General features: G+C 37.2%; 24 protein-coding genes, 1 tRNA gene and 1 pseudogene. 4 read left to right on the forward strand and 22 right to left on the reverse strand.

What is annotated here, in order from left to right; translation table 11 throughout:
• Positions 1-136 precede the first annotated feature (136 nt).
• The 13 genes from AB3I34_RS11310 to efrA all read right to left on the reverse strand — a co-directional run bounded on the left by AB3I34_RS11310 (position 137) and on the right by efrA (position 13,502).
• Positions 137-1,075 carry a glycosyltransferase family 2 protein gene (locus AB3I34_RS11310; RefSeq protein ID WP_002373102.1) on the reverse strand — a complete coding sequence of 313 codons (939 nt, stop codon included), beginning with the start codon at positions 1,073-1,075 and terminating at the stop codon, positions 137-139.
• 207 nt (positions 1,076-1,282) lie between these two features.
• Complete coding sequence (locus AB3I34_RS11315; protein WP_002355140.1) at positions 1,283-1,612, reverse strand: HesB/YadR/YfhF family protein; 330 nt, start codon at positions 1,610-1,612, stop codon at positions 1,283-1,285.
• Between the two features lie 54 nt (positions 1,613-1,666).
• On the reverse strand, positions 1,667-2,332 hold the full coding sequence (locus AB3I34_RS11320) for a TrkA family potassium uptake protein (RefSeq protein ID WP_002355139.1): 666 nt from the start codon (positions 2,330-2,332) through the stop codon (positions 1,667-1,669).
• Between the two features lie 103 nt (positions 2,333-2,435).
• On the reverse strand, positions 2,436-3,068 hold the full coding sequence (locus tag AB3I34_RS11325; RefSeq protein WP_002355137.1) for a response regulator transcription factor: 633 nt from the start codon (positions 3,066-3,068) through the stop codon (positions 2,436-2,438).
• Positions 3,043-4,146, reverse strand: a complete 1,104-nt coding sequence (locus tag AB3I34_RS11330) for a sensor histidine kinase (RefSeq protein ID WP_010712799.1) — start codon at positions 4,144-4,146, stop codon at positions 3,043-3,045. Before AB3I34_RS11330 ends, AB3I34_RS11325 begins: the two co-directional genes overlap by 26 nt.
• Entirely contained in the window at positions 4,143-4,874 is a 732-nt protein-coding gene (liaF, locus tag AB3I34_RS11335; RefSeq protein WP_002381168.1) for a cell wall-active antibiotics response protein LiaF, read from the reverse strand. The genes AB3I34_RS11330 and liaF overlap by 4 nt, the downstream gene beginning before the upstream one ends.
• A 150-nt stretch (positions 4,875-5,024) precedes the next feature.
• Entirely contained in the window at positions 5,025-5,504 is a 480-nt protein-coding gene (gene greA / locus AB3I34_RS11340) for a transcription elongation factor GreA (RefSeq protein WP_002355133.1), read from the reverse strand.
• Between the two features lie 260 nt (positions 5,505-5,764).
• Entirely contained in the window at positions 5,765-7,150 is a 1,386-nt protein-coding gene (gene mltG, locus AB3I34_RS11345; protein ID WP_002375722.1) for an endolytic transglycosylase MltG, read from the reverse strand.
• Positions 7,151-7,357: 207 nt separating this feature from the next.
• Positions 7,358-8,035: an HAD family hydrolase gene (locus tag AB3I34_RS11350; protein WP_025189425.1), complete on the reverse strand. Its 678-nt coding sequence runs from the start codon at positions 8,033-8,035 to the stop codon at positions 7,358-7,360.
• A gap of 74 nt (positions 8,036-8,109) precedes the next feature.
• Positions 8,110-9,261 (reverse strand): non-hydrolyzing UDP-N-acetylglucosamine 2-epimerase, encoded by a 1,152-nt coding sequence (gene wecB, locus AB3I34_RS11355; protein WP_025189426.1) that lies wholly within the window; start codon positions 9,259-9,261, stop codon positions 8,110-8,112.
• Positions 9,262-9,274: 13 nt separating this feature from the next.
• Entirely contained in the window at positions 9,275-9,766 is a 492-nt protein-coding gene (locus AB3I34_RS11360; RefSeq protein WP_010709902.1) for a gamma carbonic anhydrase family protein, read from the reverse strand.
• Positions 9,767-10,008: 242 nt separating this feature from the next.
• Complete coding sequence (efrB, locus tag AB3I34_RS11365) at positions 10,009-11,778, reverse strand: multidrug efflux ABC transporter subunit EfrB (protein WP_002373098.1); 1,770 nt, start codon at positions 11,776-11,778, stop codon at positions 10,009-10,011.
• Positions 11,775-13,502: a multidrug efflux ABC transporter subunit EfrA gene (efrA, locus tag AB3I34_RS11370; protein WP_010712802.1), complete on the reverse strand. Its 1,728-nt coding sequence runs from the start codon at positions 13,500-13,502 to the stop codon at positions 11,775-11,777. Before efrA ends, efrB begins: the two co-directional genes overlap by 4 nt.
• Positions 13,503-13,730: 228 nt before the next feature.
• On the opposite strand from efrA, the gene AB3I34_RS11375 reads away from it, so the two are divergent.
• The 3 genes from AB3I34_RS11375 to AB3I34_RS11385 all read left to right on the forward strand — a co-directional run bounded on the left by AB3I34_RS11375 (position 13,731) and on the right by AB3I34_RS11385 (position 16,320).
• Entirely contained in the window at positions 13,731-14,117 is a 387-nt protein-coding gene (locus AB3I34_RS11375; RefSeq protein WP_002355126.1) for a YbaN family protein, read from the forward strand.
• A 303-nt stretch (positions 14,118-14,420) separates the two neighbouring features.
• Positions 14,421-14,633, forward strand: a complete 213-nt coding sequence (locus AB3I34_RS11380) for a DNA-directed RNA polymerase subunit epsilon (protein ID WP_002355123.1) — start codon at positions 14,421-14,423, stop codon at positions 14,631-14,633.
• Between the two features lies 1 nt (position 14,634).
• A complete protein-coding gene (locus AB3I34_RS11385) occupies positions 14,635-16,320 on the forward strand; it encodes a ribonuclease J (protein WP_002355122.1) in 1,686 nt (561 codons plus the stop codon).
• A 105-nt stretch (positions 16,321-16,425) separates the two neighbouring features.
• Here AB3I34_RS11385 and AB3I34_RS11390 read toward each other — a convergent pair whose 3' ends face one another.
• Together AB3I34_RS11390 and AB3I34_RS11395 are read right to left on the reverse strand one after the other, a co-directional pair.
• Positions 16,426-16,626, reverse strand: coding sequence for a cold-shock protein (locus AB3I34_RS11390; protein WP_002355121.1), 201 nt, complete (start codon positions 16,624-16,626; stop codon positions 16,426-16,428).
• A 153-nt stretch (positions 16,627-16,779) separates the two neighbouring features.
• A pseudogene (locus tag AB3I34_RS11395) lies at positions 16,780-17,016 on the reverse strand (JAB domain-containing protein); the annotation flags it as partial.
• Between the two features lie 99 nt (positions 17,017-17,115).
• On the opposite strand from AB3I34_RS11395, the gene AB3I34_RS11400 reads away from it, so the two are divergent.
• Positions 17,116-17,364 carry a hypothetical protein gene (locus AB3I34_RS11400; RefSeq protein WP_160248942.1) on the forward strand — a complete coding sequence of 83 codons (249 nt, stop codon included), beginning with the start codon at positions 17,116-17,118 and terminating at the stop codon, positions 17,362-17,364.
• 41 nt (positions 17,365-17,405) lie between these two features.
• Here AB3I34_RS11400 and AB3I34_RS11405 read toward each other — a convergent pair.
• The 7 genes from AB3I34_RS11405 to AB3I34_RS11435 form a co-directional block, all read right to left on the reverse strand.
• Positions 17,406-17,479, reverse strand: a tRNA-Ile gene (locus AB3I34_RS11405).
• A 90-nt stretch (positions 17,480-17,569) separates the two neighbouring features.
• Positions 17,570-18,403 (reverse strand): N-acetylmuramoyl-L-alanine amidase, encoded by an 834-nt coding sequence (locus tag AB3I34_RS11410; protein ID WP_160248977.1) that lies wholly within the window; start codon positions 18,401-18,403, stop codon positions 17,570-17,572.
• Entirely contained in the window at positions 18,387-18,683 is a 297-nt protein-coding gene (locus AB3I34_RS11415; protein WP_160248943.1) for a holin, read from the reverse strand. The genes AB3I34_RS11410 and AB3I34_RS11415 overlap by 17 nt, the downstream gene beginning before the upstream one ends.
• Positions 18,684-19,109, reverse strand: a complete 426-nt coding sequence (locus AB3I34_RS11420; RefSeq protein WP_160248944.1) for a hypothetical protein — start codon at positions 19,107-19,109, stop codon at positions 18,684-18,686.
• Positions 19,110-19,184: 75 nt separating this feature from the next.
• The gene (locus AB3I34_RS11425; RefSeq protein ID WP_160248945.1) at positions 19,185-20,915 is read right to left on the reverse strand and encodes a hypothetical protein; all 1,731 of its coding nucleotides are present in this window, start codon (positions 20,913-20,915) and stop codon (positions 19,185-19,187) included.
• Positions 20,916-20,927: 12 nt separating this feature from the next.
• Positions 20,928-21,101 (reverse strand): hypothetical protein, encoded by a 174-nt coding sequence (locus tag AB3I34_RS11430; RefSeq protein WP_002369077.1) that lies wholly within the window; start codon positions 21,099-21,101, stop codon positions 20,928-20,930.
• Entirely contained in the window at positions 21,102-23,120 is a 2,019-nt protein-coding gene (locus AB3I34_RS11435) for a phage tail protein (RefSeq protein ID WP_160248946.1), read from the reverse strand.
• Positions 23,121-23,129 lie beyond the last annotated feature (9 nt).

A 23,129-nucleotide genomic window follows, 5' to 3' on the forward strand; every position in this document is an offset into this window, starting at 1 on the left:
AAAGCTGTTTCATTAAGATAAAAATAGGTAAAGTTAATGTATTTTTTATGTAAAAAATGTTGTTTTTCTGAAAAGCCTATTTACACTTTTTTTAACGCATAACAAAAAAGCAGAGAATTTTTCTCTGCTTTTTTGGTTATTTTTTAGAATCTTTTTCTGATTCCTTTACAATATAAATTGGTCGTTTTTTCGTTTCTAAGAAAATTTTGCCAATATATTTGCCAATAATTCCTAAACATAATAGTTGCAAACCACCTACAAAAAGTACAATACAAACCATTGAAGGCCAGCCGCTTGTTGGATCACCATTAACTAATGTTCGAAAGATAATCACTAACATTGCTAGTGCAGAACCAATACACGAAAAGGCGCCAACGTATGAAGCAATATTCAATGGTGTCTCTGAAAAATTGACAATCCCGTCAATTGAATAACTTAATAGACTCCAGAAAGACCAAGAGGTTTCTCCAGCAATTCGTTCTCGATTTTTAAATTCAATATATTCTGTTTTAAAGCCGACCCAGCTAAAGATCCCTTTTGAAAAACGATTATACTCAGATAACTCTAAAATCGCATCGACCATTTGTCGGGTCATAACACGAAAGTCACGGGCACCATCCACCATTTCTGTCTCAGCAATTCGATTAATGAGTTTATAGAACATCCGAGCAAAAAAGCTACGAATGGGCGGTTCGCCGTCTCTTGTTATGCGTCGTGTGCCAACACAATCTAAATCTGTACTGGTTTCAATCATCTCAATCATTTGAGGTAATAACTCAGGCGGGTCTTGTAAATCAACGTCCATGACTGTCACTAAGTCACCTGTTGCTTCTTTTAAACCAGCGTATAAGCCTGCTTCTTTCCCAAAATTTCGTGAAAAAGAAAGATAACGGACCTTCTCTGGATGTTCGCGATAAAGCTGTCTTAAAACAGCTAACGTATTATCTTTTGAGCCATCATTCACAAATATATATTCTACTGAATGAGATAGTTGCTGGCTAATTTTTTCTACTTCTTCAAAAAACAGCGGAATCGCTGCTTCCTCATTATAACAAGGGACAACAATTGATAGCATTTTATTTCCTCCACACTTCAGTTAATTATCATTATACCATATGATAGCCTTATTAAATAACGATATCCAATTAAGAATAGCTTAATTAAATAGAAAGAACCTGAGAAAAAATCCAAAACGATTTTTTCTCAGGCTGACTAGCGGTTAAACGAAAGCAACAGAAATAGTCCTACGCACTACTTAAGCTTCTTCTGTTTAACACTAAAATTATTTTGTTAAATCTTCTTGGTTTGCTTCAAATTGATAACGCGGTTCATCATTCTTTTCATCATAATCAACAATCAAATCATACCCTTTAAAGAACCAATCATCTGTTTCTTCAATAAAATAGGTAATCCCATCTAGATTCTCTTTAATCATTGGCTCATCTGGCGCTTCTACAGACATCGCAATGGAAAAACCATCATGAACAGGTGTTTTTCCGTAAATTTTTCCGAAAAAACGAATGCCTGTCTCAGGCTGAACCCCGGTTTCTTCTTTAAACCATTGTTGGGCTTTCGGTGTCACTTCTAATTTCATTCTTTGTTCCTCCTTCACATCTCTGTCGCCATTTATTGTAGCACAGCGCAGTGCTTTTAGAGAATAAAGTGCTTAGCCATTCATTTTTTCATCTAATAAATCCACGTCTGCGGTATCACCGATAACTAATAAATTGTCGTTTTCTCGAACAATTTCAGAAGCATCTGGCGAAGCAATTACTTCTGTTTTCGAGCGGCGGATCGCTACCACAGTTAAACCAAATCGTTGACGGAAATTTAATTCTGCTAAGGTTTTATTGTAAAATTTAGGATTGGTGACCCGAACCTCAGCTAATGAAAATTCGCTAGATAATTCAATATAATCTAAAATATTGCGTGAAACAAGTTTGTGAGCAATTCGAATGCCCATATCCCGCTCTGGGTGAACGACCATGTCTGCCCCAATTTTATCTAAGACACGGGCATGATATTCATTGACTGCTTTGGCTAAGACATTGGGAACCCCCATCTCTTTAACCATTAGTGTCACTAAAATACTCGCTTGAATATCTTCACCAATCGCCACCACTACGTGATCAAAATTCCGAATTCCTAAAGAACGCAACGTCATTTCATCTTGGGCGTTAGCCACCACTGCATGCGTTGCAATGTTCATATATTCATTGACACGGTCTTCACTGCTGTCAATGGCCAAAACTTCTTGACCAGCTTCCACCAAAGTTTGGCATATGCTGCCGCCAAAACGTCCTAAACCAATAATTGCAAAATTTTGTTTCATTTCTTCTGACCGCTCCTGTCTGTTCGTTAAAATTAGTATAACAAATCCATAAATAAATTCCTAGAAGGATTTCCTAGAATTTATTTATGGATTTATCTGATATTTATTTGGCTAAACCATGTTGAAAAGCATAAATCGCCGCTTGGGTCCGATCATCCACATCTAGTTTTGCTAAAATGTTTGAAACATGTGTTTTAACTGTTTTCAAAGTGATAAAGAGTTCATCAGCTATTTCCTGATTACTTTTACCTTGTGCAATCAACATTAAAATTTCGTGTTCTCGGTTTGTCAAATCTTCGTGCAACACCGGCTCTTGTTTTTTTGTTAACCGTTCCATCATCTTATGCGTCACTTCAGGTTCCAACACACGCTCTCCGCGATAAGTCGCCCGAATTGCATCAGCAATCTCATGAGCTGTTGATGTTTTTAATAGGTAGCCTGCTGCACCAGCTTCAATCGCCGGATACACTTTTTCATCATCAATAAAACTCGTCACAATAATAATCTTGGCTTCTGGCCAATCTTTCAAGATCGCTTTTGTTGAATCAATGCCGTCCATTTCTTCCATTACCAAATCCATCAAAATAACATCTGGACGTAGTTCCAATGCTTTTTCATAGCCAATCTTACCGTTTTCTGCTTCGCCTACGACTTCTATATCCTCTTGAATAGATAAATATGATGAAACGCCTAAACGGACCATTTCATGGTCATCCACTAGCATTACTTTGATCACTTGCAGTTTCCTCCTTTATGACAGGAACTTTAATTTCAACGCTGGTTCCCTGCCCTTTAAAACTAATAATTTTAACTGTACCGCCCATGCCGACAACACGTTCTCGAATATTATTTAAGCCATAACTACCAGCTTTATTACTTTGTTCCTTCATATCAAAGCCGACACCATCATCAACAATACGCAATAACACGTTTTTATCGACTTGGTGTAAGTATACCTCTAATTCCTTTGCTTTGGCATGTCTTAAGGTATTTGAAAGTAACTCCTGCACAATTCGGAAAAGATGATCCTCAATGCTGCTATTTAAATGAACATCTTCAACATCCCAAATCAATTCAATTTTAATTTTTGTTTGTAGTTCTTTCAGTAATTGTTCAATACCTTTACGCAAACTTTTTCCTTCTAGACTGATAGGACGCAAGTGCAATAGTAACGCGCGCATTTCCGATTGGGAGGCATTAATGATTTCTGCCACCATGGCTAGTTGTTTGCGATATGGTTCAGGGGTTTCTGTTCGTTGTGCTTGTTCATTTAAGGCAGACAACATCATCATGGCTGCAAAAAGTTGTTGACTGACTGAATCATGCAACTCCCGCGCCAAACGATGCCGCTCGTTCTCTAAAATTTCTTCTTTTGTTTGCCCATCCATTAATTGCGGTCGACTGTTTAATAATTGCAATTCTTTAGACATCTCTAATAATTTATTTTTAATCGACCAAATATCTTGTTCGACTTCGGTTAGATAATGGTCTTGATTTTCACTGGTCGTTGGTTTGTTTAAGACTGGACTTTCATAATTACCATTGGCCAATAACCGAAGTTTTTCTTCAATCCGTCCATATTGCCCTTTTTGAACCAATGAAATCAGTAAAAAGGTCAATAAGCCTATTAGTAAGGATATGAGAACAATGTGCACAATTAGTGGTAAATAAAAGACTTTTCTCTGAAGAAGCTCTAATAGCCACCGGTTTTGTTTAATCGAATGAAAATATGAAAACAATGTAATTAAGATAACAATAAAGGTGCTAAGGGACGCATATAATGAAATCATGCGTCTTGAAATCCGATCGGTCATACACGGATCACCTCAACATCTCCTACTAAAGTGTTCGTCATAATTTTCAAACGACGAAGATTGGTATCGTAATCATTGCTGTAAATTTTTAATGATTCGTTTTTCAATTGATATTTTTCTTCTTCAAAACGTACCGTTCCGTAAAACGTTGAATGTTCTAACAAAATAGCTACACCTAACGGTACTAGAATTCGCGTGCGGCCAAAACCTTTACGAATAATAATAATATTGTCTTCTTTCGGTAGTAGCGTATTACCTAAATCAATAATGGTGTCCCCAGAGATTAAATCAATATTGATATCATCCCATTCATAGATATTGTTACCAATGCGTTCATTGGCAAACCAGCGGCGTTTAAATCGTTTGCCATTTTTAGGTTCTTTTGCCGCCGTCTCCACCATAATCATTTGTTTTTTACGCCAAGGTGCTCGCTCAGCTATATCCACGCCTGAAATCTCAAAGCCTTTTAAGCCGATAAAGAGTACGCCAAAAATCAACATAAACCAAACAGCTGTACTGTTCATTGCACCAATGACAATAAAAACAACGCCGAGGACGAATTGAAAGTTGTTAAAATGTGTTTTAGATGCTTTCCTGGAAACGTAGGCCACAAGTAAAACGCCAATTGTTAATAAAACAGCTAATCCAGGATTATGTACAATTTGCCATAACGCCAGAATAAAAAGTAATGCTTCTGCGACGATAAAAAAGCGCCAAGGGTTATTCATAGATTTGCCTCCTCCCTCTGTCATTTATTTTACTCGTTTATTTTATTTAATCATAGTGGTTTGCGCCTCAGGTTACCATAGGACTTTAGCCCTAAATGTCCTAGATTGCGAAAGGACAGGCCTTGGAAGCTGCCTGCCCTACTCAATTATTTAGTTTGCTTCAACTTTTGTAATTTTAACTGTCATGTCGCCACCAGGTGTTGCAATAATCACTTGGTCGCCTAATTGTTTACCAATTAAGGCTTGCGCAATCGGTGAATCGTTAGAAATTTTACCAGAAAATGGATCGGCTTCGGCACTTCCTACGATTGTGTATTCCTCTTCTTCTCCATCAGGCAATTCTTGGAAAGTAACTGTTTTACCGATGGAAACTTCGTCTTGGTCCACGCCATCATTATCGATGATTTCTGCAAAACGAATCATATTTTCTAACGTTGTAATACGTCCTTCAACGAAAGCTTGTTCATCTTTAGCTGATTCATACTCTGAGTTCTCTGAAAGATCCCCAAAGCTACGAGCGATTTTAATACGCTCTACGATTTCTTTACGTTTAATTGTTTTTAATTCTTCTAGCTCTTGTTCTAATTTTTCTTTTCCTTCAAGAGTCATTGGATATACTTTTTCTACCATGTTAATTCTCCTTTTTCGCTTAACGATACGTAGTTCTTGGTTGGTTATTGAAAAAAATTCCGCTTTCAATCCACAAAAGAGTACCACGCTTTTTCTAAATTGTAAATATAATTATTGAATTTTTGTGATTTTGCTAAATTTTATTTATATAAATTTCTAGTTGCTACGCTTTCCCTCTCTTAAACAGATTACTTTTTGAGTATCTAAAAGCTTGGTGAATCATACAAAATTGATTCACCAAGCTCTTTTATGTTTTCATTTTATTCACTACTTGAATTATTGACATACTGATCTACTAATACTTGATGTTCTTCATATGTTTTTGAGAAGTATACTTTTCCTGTAGAAATATCTGCTACAAAGTATAAATAGTCACTTGGTGTCGGATTCAAGACTGCTTTAATTGACTCCTCACTTGGGCTATCTAATGGTCCTGGTCCATAACCAGTATTTTTATACAAGTTATAAGACGAGTCCACTTCCAAGTCAGCATACGTTACAGTTTCTTTATGTTCTCCTAAAGCATACAAAATAGAAATATCTGATTGGATCGGCATATCGGCAGCCAAGCGGTTAAAGAATACTTGCGCAATTTGTTTGCGGTCTGCTTCTTTGACTCCTTCTTTTTCAACCAATGAAGCTAACGTTAAGACTTGCTGATTGGTTAAATTCTTTGCATGAATTGTCGGCGTATATTGTTCCATTACTGTGTTCATTTTAGCAATCATTTGTTCGACAAATTCAGGAAGTGTTGCTTTTTTGTAGTAATCATAAGTTGCCGGGAACAAATAGCCTTCTAAGCGATAACGAACACCTTCTGCAGTTGCAGCACTTTCAAGTAAATCAGGATACTTAGCCTTCATTTGATTGAAGAAGTCCTCGTTTTTCATTAATGCAATGAAATCTGCTTTCTTGAAATCCGTATTTTTTTCAATGGCTTCGCCAATTTTATCTATATCGTAGCCTTCAGGAATCGTTACTTTGCCATCTGCGATTTTAGTTGGTTCTGGCGTGCCTCCTTCTTTTAGCATTTCACCAATTTCATCGAGTGTCATGCTTGGAGACATTTGATAATAGCCCGCTTGAAAATCTGTTAAATTTTTAAATTTTACGTAGTAGTTAAAAACCATTCCGCTTTTAATGACGTTGCTTTCTTCTAAAACCGCAGCAATTTGCTTATTAGAAGATCCTTCTGGGATATGCACTTGAACAAGTTTCTTATTGTTCTTATCTAGTGGTTGTAGCCCAGCGTCTACATATTTATAAAAAGTAAACCCAAAGATTGCCATCATTAAAACCAATACAGAAACTACAATTAACACGATACGACCGACTAAACGATCTTCTTTTTTACGTGTTTGTTTTTTTGTATTTGTTGGCTTTTCGTCTGTTTCAATCGGGGTTGGCTCTTCGACTGTCTGTGTTGTCTTGTCTTTCCCACGTCTTCGAGCAGCTCTAGAACCTGCACGTGTTTGTGTTGTACGGCTCGCTGTTTCTTGTGATTCATCAGATGAAGGTTGGGGAGACCTATCATTTTTTTCAGAGGAATCAGGTTGATCGCCATCATTTCTACCTTTTAAAGACCCAGTTACTTGGTCTCTAAGCGAAGATTTGGGATCTTGGTTATTTTGGTTATCATTAGCCAAAACTAACCCTCCTTACTATTCTATCGTTTATGACTGAAACTATTATACATGAAACCTCTTTAAAATTAAATGTTTTTAATAAAAAGACCGTCATTCCCCGATAAAAAATTCATCATTGACAACGTTTAAAGCCTATGATGGCGCTTTTCTATTGAAACGATAATAAATCTTAAAATCCTCCTAAATTTATCGAAAATCCATTTTCTATTAAGAATTTTGTAGCAAAATATCACCTAAGTCTTTAGGCGATTGTACTAGGAATGTCGCTCCCGCCTCTTGTAATTCTGTTTCTTCACCAAATCCATACAAGACACCTATACTATCTAAGCCATTTTGTTGAGCACCAAGAATGTCATGATTACGATCACCAACCATGATAATCGCTTCTTTGGTTGGGTCTAATTGAGCTTCCGTTAATGCATACTGAATCACATCTGCTTTTTTAGAACGATGACCGTCCATACTCGCTCCATAGATGCCTGTAAAATAACGATCTAAATCAAAATGAGTAATAATCTTTTTAGCAAATTCTTCCGGCTTGGAAGTCGCAATGTATAACTTTGCTCCCGCTTCCTTTAACCTTGTTAACACTTCTGGAATCCCTGGATACACATGGTTTTCAAACATGCCTTTTCTCTGATAATACGCTCGATAATGACCCACGGCTTGTTGCGCTGCTTCAGCTGAAGGCGCCATGTACAAAAACGAATCATATAAAGGCGGCCCTATGAAAGAACGTAACGTCTCCTCGCTAGGAGCTGGCCAGCCTAATTGTTCTGTTGCGTATAAAATAGAACGCATAATGCCGCTACCAGAATCCGTAATTGTGCCATCTAAATCAAATAAAATCGTTTGATACATCTTCACTTCACTACTTTCTAGCATTTTTTGTCTAATTGATTCTTCAAAATAAGATACGCAAAAGAAGCACATTTTTCAGCGCTTCTCTGCCTTTTTATTTATTTTGCTGTAAACGTATCTGGTTTTTTATCTGATTGCTGCATTTCATAGGCAATGGCTTCAACGATTCGGCGGCTAGCTTGACCATCCCCATACGGATTTTGTGCATGCGCCATCGCGTGGTAAGCATCAGAATCAGTCAATAATGTTTTCGCCTCTTGATAGACTACATGTTCGTCTGTACCAACCAATTTCAATGTTCCTGCCGCTACGCCTTCTGGACGTTCCGTTGTATCTCGTAAAACTAAAACTGGCACACCTAAGGAAGGAGCTTCTTCTTGCACACCGCCAGAATCAGTTAAAATTAACGCACTTTTCGCTGCAAAATTTTGAAAATCTTTGACGTCTAATGGTTCAATTAAATGCACACGAGCTAATTCACCTAAGTGTTCCGCTACTATTTCACGGACTTTGGGATTTTTGTGCATAGGGAAAATGACTTCAATTTCTGGATGTTCCATTACAAGTCGACGAACAGCTTTAAACACATTTGCCATTGGCAGGCCTAAATTTTCACGACGATGCATTGTGATTAGTACAATGCGTTGGTCTGTAGGGATTTTTTCCAATAAATCATTTTGATAGTGGGCATCAACGGTGTACGCCATCGCGTCAATCGCTGTATTGCCAGTCACATAAATATGTTCTTCTGGATGATTTTCTTTGATTAAATTGTCCTTACTTTGAGTGGTTGGGGCAAAATAAATATCAGTTAACACGTCTACCAGTTGACGATTCATTTCTTCCGGAAACGGAGAATATTTTTGCCAGGTCCGCAATCCTGCTTCCACATGTCCCACTGGAATCTGTTGATAAAAAGCAGCCAATGCAGCCGCAAATGACGTGGTTGTATCGCCATGAACCAAGACAATATCCGGCTGTTCTGTCACAAGAACCTCAGTTAATAAATTCAAAACACGACTTGTAATATCTGTTAAGGTTTGCCCATCTTTCATGATATTTAAATCATGATTCGGTGTAATTTGAAAATCTTCTAACACTTGATCCAACATTTGTCGATGTTGCGCTGTTACAACTACTACAGAGTCAAATCCTTCACTTTGCTCTTCTAAAACTTTGATTAAGGGCGCCATTTTGATCGCTTCTGGCCGTGTTCCAAAAACCGTCATTACTTTAATTTTCTTCATCATTTTCCTCCTAATTCTATGTTAGTTTCGGGTATTTTTGTTGGCGAAATTCTTCTGCTCGTTGAATATAATGTAAGGCGTTCGTATGATTACTGGCTATTTCTGCTGCCGTTAACGGACGGATAACCTTCGCGGGTCGACCAAATGCTAAAACATTTGGCGGGATAATTTTGCCTTCTGTCACTAAAGAGCCCGCACCAATCAGGCTGTTTTCTCCAATAATAGCGTTATTTAGAATGGTTGAACCCATGCCAATCAAAGCACCATCACCGATTTCACAACCGTGTAACATGCATTGATGGCCCACCGTTACATACTTGCCTACAATTGTCGGGGCATCTTCATCAACATGAATAATCGTGCCATCTTGAATATTACTACCTTCACCAATGGTAATTGTGTTACTGTCACCTCTTAAGACCGACTGAAACCAAATATTACTATCCTTTGCTAGTTGTACGTTTCCATAGACATCTGCACTAGCAGCAATAAAATACTCTTTTTTCAAACTCTGTCACCTCTTTTCATTAAGTATAGACAAGAATTCCTCACTTTCATAGTAAAAAAGACAAGAAAAGAGCGTGGGACAAAAATCACTTTGGATTTTTGCTCCACGCTCAAAAACTGATAAGCGGCGGGAACAAAAGCAACTCCTTCGGAAATAAGCCGGAATTCTCCAAAAATTAAAGAACAATTTTCGGAAATTCCTTCTTATTTCTCGGAGTTAAACGCTTCTGTCCCGACCTCTTTTTATTCCTCATAGTCGCCTTCTTCAGCAAATTGACTATTGTATAGTTTTTCATAGAAGCCACCTTGTTCCAGCAACTCATGATGCGTACCTTTTTCAATGATTTCTCCTTGTTTCATAACAAGAATTAAATCAGCTTCACGAATAGTTGATAGACGGTGGGCAATAACGAAACTCGTTCGTCCTTCCATAACACGATCCATTGCTTTTTGAATTAAGGCTTCCAAGCGTGTATCGACTGAACTAGTCGCCTCATCTAAAATCAAAATTTTCGGATCAGAAATTACCGCTCGGGCAATGGTCAACAATTGTTTTTGACCAAGGGAAACGTTATCTCCCTCAGAATTGATTTCCATTTCATACCCGTCTGGCATTGTCCGAATGAAGTGATCCACATTGGCCGTTTTCGCTGCATCGACAACTTCATAATCCGTGGCATCTAACTTCCCAAAACGAATGTTATCTGCAATGGTACCTTTATACAACCAAGCATCTTGCAATACCATTCCAAATACAGATCGGACATCACTACGGTTCATTTTTTTCGTGTCAATACCATCAATTTTAATGGCGCCTTCTGTTACATCATAAAAACGCATCAGTAAGTTGATTAAGGTTGTTTTCCCAGCGCCAGTTGGTCCCACAATCGCAACCATTTGGCCCGCATCAACTTTAAAGTTCAAATTACGAATTAACGGTTTTTCTGGGTCATAACTAAAGCTGACATTTTCAAATTCAACAGAGCCTAAAATAGGTTCTGGCAAAGGAACATCTTGTTCGTTAAGTTCTTCTTCTGGTTCATCTAGGATTTCAAAAATCCGCATGGTCGAAGCTGAAGCGCTTTGTAAAGCTGCAGACAACTGCGTAATATTCCCCATTGGTTGGCTAATTTGCCAAATATATTGAATAAACGCTTGTAACTGCCCCACTACGATCACACCAGCAACCACATAGTAACTACCAAGGACAGCTACCCCGATATAGGTCCCATAAGCGGTCATTTGAACCAATGGCAACATTAATCCTGAGATAAAGGATGCTTTGAAGCCAAAACCATTTAAACGATGATTGACTTGTTTAAAGCCTTCAAGGGTTTCTTTTTCCCGACCATATAGTTTTAAGACACTGAACCCAGTCATATTTTCTTGAACATAACCATTTAAGTCTCCTAAAGAATTTTGCATTCCTTGGAAATATTTCTGGGAGATTTTAACAATTGTTCTGGAAATAATCAGAGACAACGGAATCATAATCACTGAAAAAATCGCCATCAGCGGATTGATTAAAAACATCATCACTACCGCCATCACAATACCTAAGACTGCCGAAACAATATTGATAAAACTTTGTTGCATCGCATTGCTGACAGCATCCACATCGTTCGTCACCCGTGACAAAATATTTCCTTGTTGGTTCTTATCAAAATAAGAAACTGGCAAACGATTGATTTTTTCTTCAATATCTCGACGTAAATCGCGCATGGATTGTTGAACGACATTCGTCATTAAAAATCCTGACAAAAATTGTGCCACACAATAACCTGTTCCCACAACTAAAATCCAAATTAAACATTGGATTACATAATCAAAGTTGATTGATTCACCGGCCGCAATATTACGGCTAATTTCTGTCGTTGGTAATCCAGTCAAATAAGGCAACGCTGCATTAAAGGCAACGGTTAATATTGTAAATAAAATAACTAAATAAAACGTCAGTCGGTACGGTTTAATATAGCGACCGATTCGTTTCATAGAAGAAAAGGCGTGTTTCATGCTAATTCCTCCTCTGACAATTGAGAAGCCGCAATATCATAGTAAATTGGACAAGTCTCAAGTAATTCACGATGTGTGCCAATTCCGACCACGTCGCCTTCGTTTAAAACAACAATGCGGTCCGCATGCATAATTGTTCCAACACGTTGTGCCACAATTAAAACAGTGGATTCTGTTGTTTCTTTTTTCAGACGCGCTCGTAAATTTGCATCTGTTTGATAATCTAACGCAGAAAAACTATCATCAAATATATAAATTTCCGGATTGCGAATAATCGCCCGTGCGATAGCTAAACGTTGTTTTTGACCACCAGAAAAGTTCGTGCCACCTTCTGAAAGAGGTTCATCATAGCCTTGCGGTTTTTGTGAAACAAATTCTGTTGCTTGAGCAATGTCAATTGCTCGTTCCATTTCTTCTAACGTCGCATCTTCCTTACCGTAGCGAAGATTATCAGCAATTGTACCAGTAAAAAGTAACGCTTTTTGTGGAATATAGCCAATCTTATTGCGTAATGCACTAAGTTTGTACTCTTTTACGTTCACTCCATCGATTAAAATTTCACCTTCTGATACATCATAAAACCGTGGAATCAATTGAATTAATGTTGATTTCCCACTACCTGTGCTCCCAATAAAGGCCACTGTTTCACCAGGTGACGCCTTAAAACTTACATTGCGGATGACTGGGCTTTCCGCATGTCCAGGATAGGCAAAGGTTACATTTTTAAACTCTAGATAGCCTTTAGTATCTGTTTCTGTTACGCCTTCTTCTTCACGAATAGCTGGTTCCATGTCTAAGGCTTCTTGAATCCGCGAAGCCGAAACCGCAGCCCGAGGATACATCATAAAGACACTGGCAAATAACATAAACGAGAACAGCGCATGGAAAATATATTCAATAAAAGCTATTAAATTCCCAACTTCTAAATCCCCGTGGCTGATTTGAACAGTCCCGCTCCAAATGATTAAGACCATCACAATATTAAATAAGAAAAAGAAGCCTGGTTGGGCTGCTGCCATTAAACGAAACAAACTTTTTGAACTTTTAGTGTAAGTTTCATTGACTTTATTAAAACGAGATTCTTCAAATTTTTCATTAACAAATGCGCGTATTACCCGCAATCCAGAAAGATTTTCTCTTAAAATCCCATTGATTCCATCTAAGTTCTTTTGTTGCTTTTTAGATAACGGTTCTGACAAACGAGCAATTCCGACAACTGCTAGCAGCAGAAAAGGCAAGGCACCTAAAACGTACATTCCTAACGACGGACTCGTTCGCATCACCATGTAAAGACTGGCAATAAACATCACTGGCGTCATAAAGCCAAGACGTAAAATATTTCCCATGAAGAGCATAATTTGGTATGCATCATTGGTAGTTCGCGTAATTAAGGAAGAAACCCCAATACTTTCATATTCACTGTGTGAGAAAGTTTGAATCTTTTCAAATAAATCATCACGAATATCACGAACAATGTTTGTTGTAATTCTGGCACCAAAGTACCCTAGCAAAATATTCATTGCGACGCCAATAATCGTAATTACAACCATCCAAATCCCTTGCTGATAAATATAGTCCATATCTCTAGGAATAATTCCTTTGTCAATCATTCGTGCTAAAATGGTCGGCAAGCCTAATTCAATCAAAATAAAACCAAACACACAAATAAAATCAGCAAAAAGTAATTTCTTATAACGCATTGTGTAACGCCACATTAACTTCAATTAATCATCTCCTTCTTATCTTACTTTAAATTTTCTAGTACTCCCACTGTATCAAAAAGAAATCGGTAATACAAGCTGTCTGGCTAGAAAAAACAGCCTTTCTCTTTCTATCCTTTCTCTTTTAGATTTTCTAAAAAATAGATAATTTTAATGATTTACTTATACGATTAAAATTGCTACTTCCTTTTGATTGTGCCATAATTGGGAAAAACTGAAAGGACCCTTTGAATGAAAAAATTATTCTTCATTTTTCTCGGTTCCTGTACGTTTGCTTTAGGCACGTTAGGAATCTTTTTGCCGCTTTTACCCACCACTGGTTTTTATTTATTAACGGCCTTTTTTTGGATGCGTAGTTCAGATAAACTTTATAACAAATTTTTAGCTTCTTCTTATTATCAAAAATATATCCAAGAAGCCTTCTTTGAGAAAAAAATTACTCGTAAAGGTAAATGGAAACTATTTATTTCCATGTTTCTTTTATTTGCCATTCCGTGTTTAATTGTCCGAAATACGTTGATGACTACGACTTTAGCGATTGTTTATTTAGCCCACGTGATTGGCTTAAGTTGGTATTGGCGTCCTAAAAAAAAGGCACTCGAACTTGATCAAGAATAAGGCGAAACAAGAAGTTTGTTTTTTTTAAAAGTCCAGTGAGTGTTTCTATACTTCCTTATCATTCTATGATAAAATAAGCTTAATTGTTGTTATTCACAACACACGGGACGGTTGAAAAAGAACACATAAAATCAAATACCCAGAATGAAGCAAAGTCGAGGCTTCATTTCATCATTAACAGATGTTTTTGATGAGCATTCTTTTTTAGGTGATCAGCACCTCGTTTTGTTGTGTTTAATTTTCTGTCTTAAAATGAAAAAACTATAAATTGCTACTATTAGTAGCTGAAGGAGAAATGAATCGATGATTTACAAAGTATACTATCAAGAAACAAAAATCAGAAACCCAAAAAGAGAAGACACAAAATCTCTTTACATGGAAGCCGATAGCGATGTAATCGTGCGCCAATTAGTTGAAGAAAATACCCCATACAATATTGAATACGTTCAATTATTAGACGAAAAACATCTTGCTTACGAGCAAGAACATGCAGACTTCACTCTAACGGAGTTTTAACATGAAAGTAAACATAAAAAATAACGAAACTGGCGTTTTTGCAATCGGTGGTTTAGGCGAAATTGGAAAAAACACATATGGGGTACAATTCCAAGATGAAATTATCATTATTGATGCTGGGATCAAATTCCCAGAAGATGATTTACTTGGGATTGACTACGTGATTCCAGATTATAGCTACATCGTTCAAAATTTGCATAAAGTCAAAGCACTCGTTATTACCCACGGTCATGAAGACCATATTGGTGGCGTTCCTTATCTTTTACGTCAAGCGAATATCCCAATCTATGCGGGACCACTAGCCTTGGCTTTAATTACCAACAAACTAGATGAACATGGTTTATTGCGAGAAGCGGAATTACACGAAATTAATGAAGATACGGTGATTCGTTTTAGAAAAACAGCGATTAGCTTTTTCCGGACGACTCACAGTATTCCTGATGCCTTGGGCGTTGTGGTTAAAACGCCTTCTGGTAACATTGTCGCAACAGGTGACTTTAAGTTTGACTTTACACCCGTTGGTGAGCCAGCCAACTTACACAGAATGGCAAAATTAGGTGAAGAAGGCGTCCTTTGTCTTCTTTCAGACAGTACCAATGCTGAAATACCCACCTTTACAAAATCCGAAAAAACAATTGGGACCTCTATTTTAAAAATCTTTGAAAAAATTGATGGTCGGATTATCTTTGCCAGTTTTGCTTCAAACATTTTCCGTTTACAACAAGCTGCTGATGCAGCCGTGAAAACCGGTCGCAAAATTGCTGTTTTTGGTCGTAGCATGGAAAATGCCATTGTCAATGGCGAACGCTTAGGCTACATCAAAGTGCCAAAAGGAACGTTTGTCGATGCGGCGGAACTGAATCAATTGCCAGCAAATGAAACAATGATTTTATGTACTGGCTCTCAAGGAGAACCTATGGCCGCGCTTAGTCGGATTGCTAACGGTACACATCGCCAAATTAGTATTCAACCAGGCGATACGGTTGTTTTCTCAAGTTCACCAATTCCTGGAAATACGACAAGCGTTAACCGTTTAATCAACTTATTATCTGAAGCCGGTGCAGAAGTTATCCACGGAAAAATCAATAATATCCATACTTCTGGTCACGGTGGACAAGAAGAGCAAAAATTAATGCTTCGCTTGATGAAGCCTAAATATTTCATGCCTGTTCATGGTGAATTTAGAATGTTAAAAATCCATGCTTCGCTCGCTCAAGATACAGGGGTTCCTGAAGAAAATTGCTTTATCATGGGCAACGGCGATGTCTTAGCTTTAACGGCTGATAGCGCACGCCCTGCTGGTCACTTCAATGCTAATGACGTGTACGTTGATGGAAATGGTGTCGGTGATATCGGGAATGTTGTTTTACGGGATCGTCGTATCTTATCTGAAGAAGGTTTAGTTTTAGCGGTAGCAACGGTTGATATTAAAAATAAAGAAATTATGGCTGGTCCAGACATTCTTTCCCGTGGTTTTGTCTACATGCGCGAGTCTGGTGATATGATTCATGAAGGCCAACGTCTTTTATTCAATGCTCTACGTGAAGCAATGAAAGATAAAAACTGTACCGAAGCAAAATTAGGCGAAGCCATGACGACCGCTTTACAGCCTTTCTTGTTTGAACAAACAGAACGTCATCCAATGATTCTGCCAATGATTATGACTGCCACAGTTAGTGATCAATAAAGCTCTCATTTAATAGAGAAGAAAAATGTTTGTTCATTTTTCTTCTCTATTTTTTCTAACAAAAAAACACCTAACATGCGTTAGGTGTTTTTGGATTATTTTTTATTAGTTTTTTTCTACGTTAACTGCTTGAGGGCCACGGTCTGAATCTTCAACATCAAAAGTCACTGCTTGACCTTCTTCTAAAGTTTTGAAACCATCACCTTGGATAGCTGAGAAGTGTACGAATACGTCGCTTCCGTCTTCGCGTGAGATAAACCCAAAACCTTTTTCTGCGTTAAACCATTTTACTGTTCCTTGTTCCATTCTTTTGTTCCTCCTCGTGCATTTGCACATAAATAGTCGTAACTTTGCTCGCTTCCAATAGAATATTTAAAAAAATTTAAAAAGTCTACATAATTCCAAACAAGATTACCCTTTCATTTTACACGTGATAAAATATTTTTGCAAGAATTGTCCTCATTCTGAAGCAAAAAAATTCTCTTCTCTCAAACTAATGTATCCGCTATCACCAACAATAATATGATCCAACAATTGAATCCCCATCATTTCGCCACATTCTTCCATTCGTTTGGTAAATTGAATATCTTGTGGAGACGGTGTCGGATTGCCAGATGGATGATTATGAGCTAATAGTATGCGAGCAGATGAATATTTAACCGCTTCCCGAAAAATTTCGCGTGGATGAGCAATACTAATAAACAAAACTATATACCTAAATTATTACATTTATACAAATCGATAGACAAAACGAACATACATTCGATATAATTACACTACTAGGAGGACGATATCATGAAAACTAATTATGTAGGAGTAGTTGAAAAAATTAGAATGTTAAGTATGTACCCAAAAATGCTAGTTCGATTCTCATTAGTAACACAGGACGAAACTATAAACTGTATCGTCTCTAAACACGAACTGGCAAATATGTTACTAATGCTACCAGAGCAATCTGAACTCGCTGTCTATGGTCATTTGAATAAACGAAATCAACTTGTCATTGAGAAAATGCTTGTAAGGAAATCTTTGATCAGTGCATAAAAAATAAGCCTCACTCTCATCTGGGAGCGAGGCTTTCGTTATGGACCATACAGGACTCGAACCTGTGACCGAACGGTTATGAGCCGTTTGCTCTAACCAACTGAGCTAATGGTCCTAAAAAGAGCCACCTTGAGGAAGGTGACTCAAGAGAAATTTAAATAAGTGTACTCTTATTTTACACTACCTATAAATATTTTACTATACTTTATTTAACGACTGGGAACATAGCTTCTAGACGATTATACCAAGGAGCGTTTTTGTTCCATTCTTTTTGGCTATAAAACGGAATTGCTTTTCCGTTGTTTTTTTTATATACATCTTCGATAACTTTCATCTCATCCGGATGATACACACGCCGGGTGTTTACACCGTTACAAAACATTACCGTCCAAGCATCTCCATTCCATTCTAGTTTACCTGTTTTTGAATTAATTGGTCTTTCGTATAAACAATACATACTCACTTCTCCACCTTTTATATTATTTTGGTCGTTATTACTTGAATTGCCGTTACCTTCGTTTGGATTGCCCATATATTTTTTTATTTGGCTAATAAAATAGTCTTTTACGGCATTTGTTTCTTTTCCATGCAATTCCCACGAACGGTGAGGACATGCCGTAGGAACGAATTCTTTGTGTAATCTTACAGTATCTCTATTAGGTTGCATACCCCAAAAATTCATATCTTCCGCTACTTGCTTAAATGTCATTTGTTCATTCGCTAAGAAATCAGTATCACTAGCACCCATTGATTGACATACTTCATAGCCAACATAGTTCAAATTACCATCTGGATTTGCTGTGTGCCATGCTGCATTGAATGTATCTTCTACACGTGCAATTGTATTTCGATCAATATAATAATGCGCAAAGCCATTCGCCAGTTGTGTAGGAGACATTACAGCTAAGGCATTGACATACTGTGCAGCGGTCGCGTAAATACTGCCGGCATCATTATGAATGACAACACCTTTTGGCGTCGCATTGGGACGTCTACCAGCAATACCACCACAAACTGATTGATTAATCACTTGTGCCATTTCCATCACTTCCTTTCCAATTATTACTACTTGTTTGTGTGTAAATGCCACTAGCTACGGCTCCAGAAACGACACCAGAGAGCGCCAATTGTTCCCAAGTTCCTATTTCTGGGTATACAAAAGACAAGACTACACCTAATAAAATCCCTACTACACAAGCTGTCAAAGGCAGCCAATCGGATGGAATTAGTTTAGGTTTTTTTATCACTTCCACCACAATAATTACTAATGAACTCATTCCTATTCCAACACCGAAAATTGTATTCATTACTTCATTCATTTAATCCTCTCCTTCATCATCAACAATAGGCAAGTCGCAAACTCTATTGTACATTTTCTCGCCTGTACCATTTCCGCCTAATCCACTATACGCATCCCACAAATACTGTAAATTATTTAATTCTTTCATAGTAATTCTAGGCGGATTACGACTTAAAATCGTTTCATAATTTGAGTAGATTCGATCATGCAAACTAGCGATATTTGCCTTTTGTCGTTTGGCTCCTTGCATCTGCAATTCGCTTATGTCTTTTTGTATTTCACCTTGTTGAGCAATTAAAGTATCAAGTTTTTCATCTCGTTCTTTTAATGCTTTATAATTTTTTCTGATTAGTTTGAATGAAGCTCCTACTAATCCTAGAATACTTACTCCTGTTAGTGCAGTAATAACTCCATTCAATTCGATAAAACTTCTTATTTTATCCACTAACTTCCCTTCTTTTCCTATAAATAAAAACCGTCTAGATTTTGCTAAACGGTTTTTTCAACTTATCAATAAATTTTATTTTGGAAATACATCTTGAGTTACCCACATTCCTGACACGTAAGAACTACCATTCCCTGATTTAACTTGTATTACATTATCTTGATCAATAAACGCTCGTGCATCAGCTGGTTGATTTGCATTACGAGAAAGAGATAGTGGGATAAATGCAGGATTATTTGCAGTTCTTTGAAATCCTTTTGGAACATTTATAGCCCATCTCGTTTCAGTCCCTGCTGGCCAAGTTTGACATGTGAAATTAATTGCAATGAATACTAAATTTCCCATTCTGTATATGCTACCATTGACACCCGTAATATTAATTTTGTCATTACGATCTTCATTAGTTACTGCACGCTCAATTGCACCTGTTAAAACTGGCAACCCCTGTAACTGCAATCCATCAGTAAAGTTTTTTACCCCAGCGATATCTTGATCCGCAGTTTGCGTGACTGCTTGCCCACTTATGGCATCTGCAACATTTTTAGGGCTCATATATTTAGTCGTTGATGTTCCAGCAGATGCTTCGCTATCAGTAGCAAATCCATAATTTTTAACGTTTCCTAAACCGACTTGATTTGCGGTCACGTTATGTGGATTGTCTTGACTTTCTGTATGCGCCTTTAATTGTTCCTCTTTTACAAAGCCACTTTTTGCTAATACATCTTGTACATTAATACTAATTTCTAATTGAATAGCTGAATAGTCAACATCCAGATTAGCAGTTGTCACTCCATTTGATGGATCTGTATAGCTAATTAGATAGATAAGACCCTCGCTAGTAATGAAATTTTTATCCGTTACTTGGACTGATAAATCTTTGTATTCACCAGCATTTTCTTGAATTTGAGTGGTCCATGAGTCCGTTGACTCAATATAAGTGGAAACTTTAATTGTTTTGTTGTTAGGTGAAGTGGCTTTAACACGTTCACTAATAGTAAAAGCCACAAAGCTATCTTTTAATAAAGCCACCGCTTCTTCTTTACTTAATCCTTCAAAATTTTGAGGAATTAATTTTTTTGCAGCTTCCAAAGCGTTAAACAAACCTAACTGTTGTGGGATAACACCATTTTGTGTTGAACCACTGCTTACACCAGAATCGTCACGACTTACTAATTTGTTGTAATCAGATTGAGAAATCTCATTCCATGTATCTTTTGGTTTTTTTAGTACTTTAGCTGTTACATCGGTAAAATATTGATTTGCATTTGTTGCCGTATTACCCGCTGTTTTTCCAGTGAAATCCATAGGTATTTTTACGTTTGTTGTTCCAGAAAGTAACGATACACCTTCAGATTTTGTCATGCGGTCATTAAAGTCAACCTGTAACCGAGTAGCTAACGTAGGTTGAGTGACTCCTTGCGTATCAGTTCGGGCTTGAACAATTTCTGGATTGCTGTCCCCTGCTTCACCTACAAGCTTGTCAAAATCGTTTCGTAACGCATCGAATTCTTGTTTATTGTTATTTGCTGTAGATACCGCTTGATTGGAAGTATTTATAGCAGTTTGAGAATTAGTTAAAGCTTGATTCGCTGTTTCATTCGCTTGATTTCCCGCTTGTTCTGCAATATTTACGGCTTCTTTTCCAGCATCATCTGCAATTTTTTTGGCGTCATTAATCCCTGTTGTTAATTGATCTTGATAGTCCTTTATTTTTTCTACAGAAGCATTTGATTGATCCAAGATAGCATTAATTTTAATTCGACCTTGATTCAGTGTGTCGGTTTCTTTAATTTGCTCGATAGCCATGTTTATCACTTCCTATTCTGCATTAATATATTCAATAGTGGCTTTTTGTAAAATACGATTTCCTATCTTGATGAATGGCGAACTATTATCAATCAGTTCTGCAAAATAATCATCTAACGTTTTACCTGATTCATCATTAATTATAAATTCTTCTTGTTTGCTAATTAATTTTACTGTTAATCTCATTTAAAATTGTCCTCCTAATTGTGATTGTATAAAGACACGACAAATAACTTGCGCTTCAATTCGTGCAAGTTTGTTAGGTATTATCTTGATTGTATGATTACCTCTAGAGATTTTGCCGCCACTAGTTTTCCTAAGGTAATTAACAATGTTTAGTCTTTGTTGGCTAGTATCATGAACTGGAATGGTAGTACCATCTACAACTATATCAACACTAGTTGCGCTACTTGGCGCCTCATAAATCCCCCATTCTAATGGATGGCTATGATCAGGTAAAGTAATTTGGTGTGTATGTGCCGGTATTCTTACTTGATGGCTATGACTAGGAACCGATATACTGTGTGTATGATTTGGTATAGAAATATTAAAATTGTGACTATGGTTAGGTGTATTCACTGTGTGGGAATGTGCCGGTGTAGTCACATTATGAGTATGATTACCTGAGCTCGTCTTTGTGTACCAATCTGTTGATGCAGTCGACATTAGTCTAAATCTCATACCTGACCCCGCATCCATTTCTCGATAAAACGCACTTGATTCAGTGCTACCATTATTAGATGCAACTAGGTGATTATGATCTCCACCTGCTGAACTTGTTTGTGAGCTTTGACCATTTACAGAACTAGATTGAATACTACCTCCACCACCACCTGTGGTGGATCCACTAGAATAGCCTCCTCCAGCTGAACTTGAAACGACACTTCCGCCACCAGCCGAGCTCGTTTGCGTTGAAGCTCCTCCAGCTGAAGTACTTTTAACCGTAGCTCCACCGCCTTTTACAGCTTTGGTATAACCACGATAGCGCTTAGTTTTAAAAGTCAGTTCTACAGTATTTACATGAAATACATCATCATCTAAGAAGAATTCAATTTCTGCTGGGTATGCCTTTTCGCAGTTATCTTGATAACTGTAGTTCAAAATATTCGTTGCACCTTGCGAGTATGTCTCATTTATTTCCTGTTTACGTTTCAAATCAGACATTGTTGTAGTAAAATCGTCAGATAAATTACCAAGCTCTAGCCGAATATCTTGTGGGGCACCGAACACATCCTGTTTTGTCTCTTTTTTAATACGCAAATTTACACTTCCAAAATCATCTGTGTTAATCATAATTACAGTTCCTTGTCTTAACTTATCAATGCTTAAAGGTTCATCTGTTAATTTCAATAAATCAGCCGCAGTCACATCCCAAGAAATTTTAGGTTGTGCCCATTTTTTTAACATGTTGATTGCATTGTCTTTTAAAGCTTGTGGAACTGTGAATCGTTGGTCTACCCAAACATATTCAACTAAACCATGTTCTTTTATAGACTTTGCATCTTCAACATAAGGAATATTTTTATTTACTGATTTAATATTTATCTGATTGACGCCTTCACCAGCGCCTAAAGGATAAACTCGATTAACTAAATTGTTAGGATCTCTTTCAATCTCAAACCCTTGCATGTTATATCCTTCTTGAATACGAGCAACAGGTTCTTTTGGTGGCTTCACTAAAGATAATTCGAATGGATAAACTTTGGTATTCCATTGCCACATGTAGTCTTCATCAAATGCTTGAGGAATACTAAACAAGGCATCAGCGAGACCATTTTCATTTTCCCATGCATAACTAAAATACCGAGTAAATTCACATTTTTTTAAAACCCAGTGTTTTGTCCTTTGTTTATTCAAAAGATAGTTAATAACATCAATTGTTTTTCGATTAACTAGTTCATGATAACCAAAAAGAACCGTGTCTAGCAAAGTACATAGGGCTTCATTTGCCGTATACGTGATTGAATTGTTACTAGCATCTTTACGAACCGTTGAAGGCATAACACGGTATAATCCTATATATTCATTTTCATTATCTGTTAGTTCAACCCATAACATTTCTTGCAAAAATTCATTTTTAGGATCATCCAACGGCATTGAAAATTCTAGATTCCCTATTTGGTTTTCAATTTTTTCATATCCAACATTATAAGCGTTATCTAAAACTGCCGTATATTCTCTTTTTAAATCCATTGCCATCAACATATTTTAGCA

This window comes from Enterococcus sp. C102(2024), from assembly GCF_040888205.1.
Lineage (GTDB): Bacteria > Bacillota > Bacilli > Lactobacillales > Enterococcaceae > Enterococcus > Enterococcus faecalis.

Coding starts and splice junctions, on each gene's coding strand:
- AB3I34_RS11310 (WP_002373102.1), bottom strand. CDS start 1,075: ATGCTATCAATTGTTGTCCCTTGTTATAATGAGGAAGCAGCGATTCCG.
- AB3I34_RS11320 (WP_002355139.1), bottom strand. CDS start 2,332: ATGAAACAAAATTTTGCAATTATTGGTTTAGGACGTTTTGGCGGCAGC.
- AB3I34_RS11330 (WP_010712799.1), bottom strand. CDS start 4,146: ATGACCGATCGGATTTCAAGACGCATGATTTCATTATATGCGTCCCTT.
- liaF (WP_002381168.1), bottom strand. CDS start 4,874: ATGAATAACCCTTGGCGCTTTTTTATCGTCGCAGAAGCATTACTTTTT.
- greA (WP_002355133.1), bottom strand. CDS start 5,504: ATGGTAGAAAAAGTATATCCAATGACTCTTGAAGGAAAAGAAAAATTA.
- AB3I34_RS11350 (WP_025189425.1), bottom strand. CDS start 8,035: ATGCTAGAAAGTAGTGAAGTGAAGATGTATCAAACGATTTTATTTGAT.
- wecB (WP_025189426.1), bottom strand. CDS start 9,261: ATGATGAAGAAAATTAAAGTAATGACGGTTTTTGGAACACGGCCAGAA.
- efrB (WP_002373098.1), bottom strand. CDS start 11,778: ATGAAACACGCCTTTTCTTCTATGAAACGAATCGGTCGCTATATTAAA.
- AB3I34_RS11375 (WP_002355126.1), top strand. CDS start 13,731: ATGAAAAAATTATTCTTCATTTTTCTCGGTTCCTGTACGTTTGCTTTA.
- AB3I34_RS11380 (WP_002355123.1), top strand. CDS start 14,421: ATGATTTACAAAGTATACTATCAAGAAACAAAAATCAGAAACCCAAAA.
- AB3I34_RS11385 (WP_002355122.1), top strand. CDS start 14,635: ATGAAAGTAAACATAAAAAATAACGAAACTGGCGTTTTTGCAATCGGT.
- AB3I34_RS11390 (WP_002355121.1), bottom strand. CDS start 16,626: ATGGAACAAGGAACAGTAAAATGGTTTAACGCAGAAAAAGGTTTTGGG.
- AB3I34_RS11400 (WP_160248942.1), top strand. CDS start 17,116: ATGAAAACTAATTATGTAGGAGTAGTTGAAAAAATTAGAATGTTAAGT.
- AB3I34_RS11410 (WP_160248977.1), bottom strand. CDS start 18,403: ATGGCACAAGTGATTAATCAATCAGTTTGTGGTGGTATTGCTGGTAGA.
- AB3I34_RS11415 (WP_160248943.1), bottom strand. CDS start 18,683: ATGAATGAAGTAATGAATACAATTTTCGGTGTTGGAATAGGAATGAGT.
- AB3I34_RS11425 (WP_160248945.1), bottom strand. CDS start 20,915: ATGGCTATCGAGCAAATTAAAGAAACCGACACACTGAATCAAGGTCGA.
- AB3I34_RS11430 (WP_002369077.1), bottom strand. CDS start 21,101: ATGAGATTAACAGTAAAATTAATTAGCAAACAAGAAGAATTTATAATT.
- AB3I34_RS11435 (WP_160248946.1), bottom strand. CDS start 23,120: ATGTTGATGGCAATGGATTTAAAAAGAGAATATACGGCAGTTTTAGAT.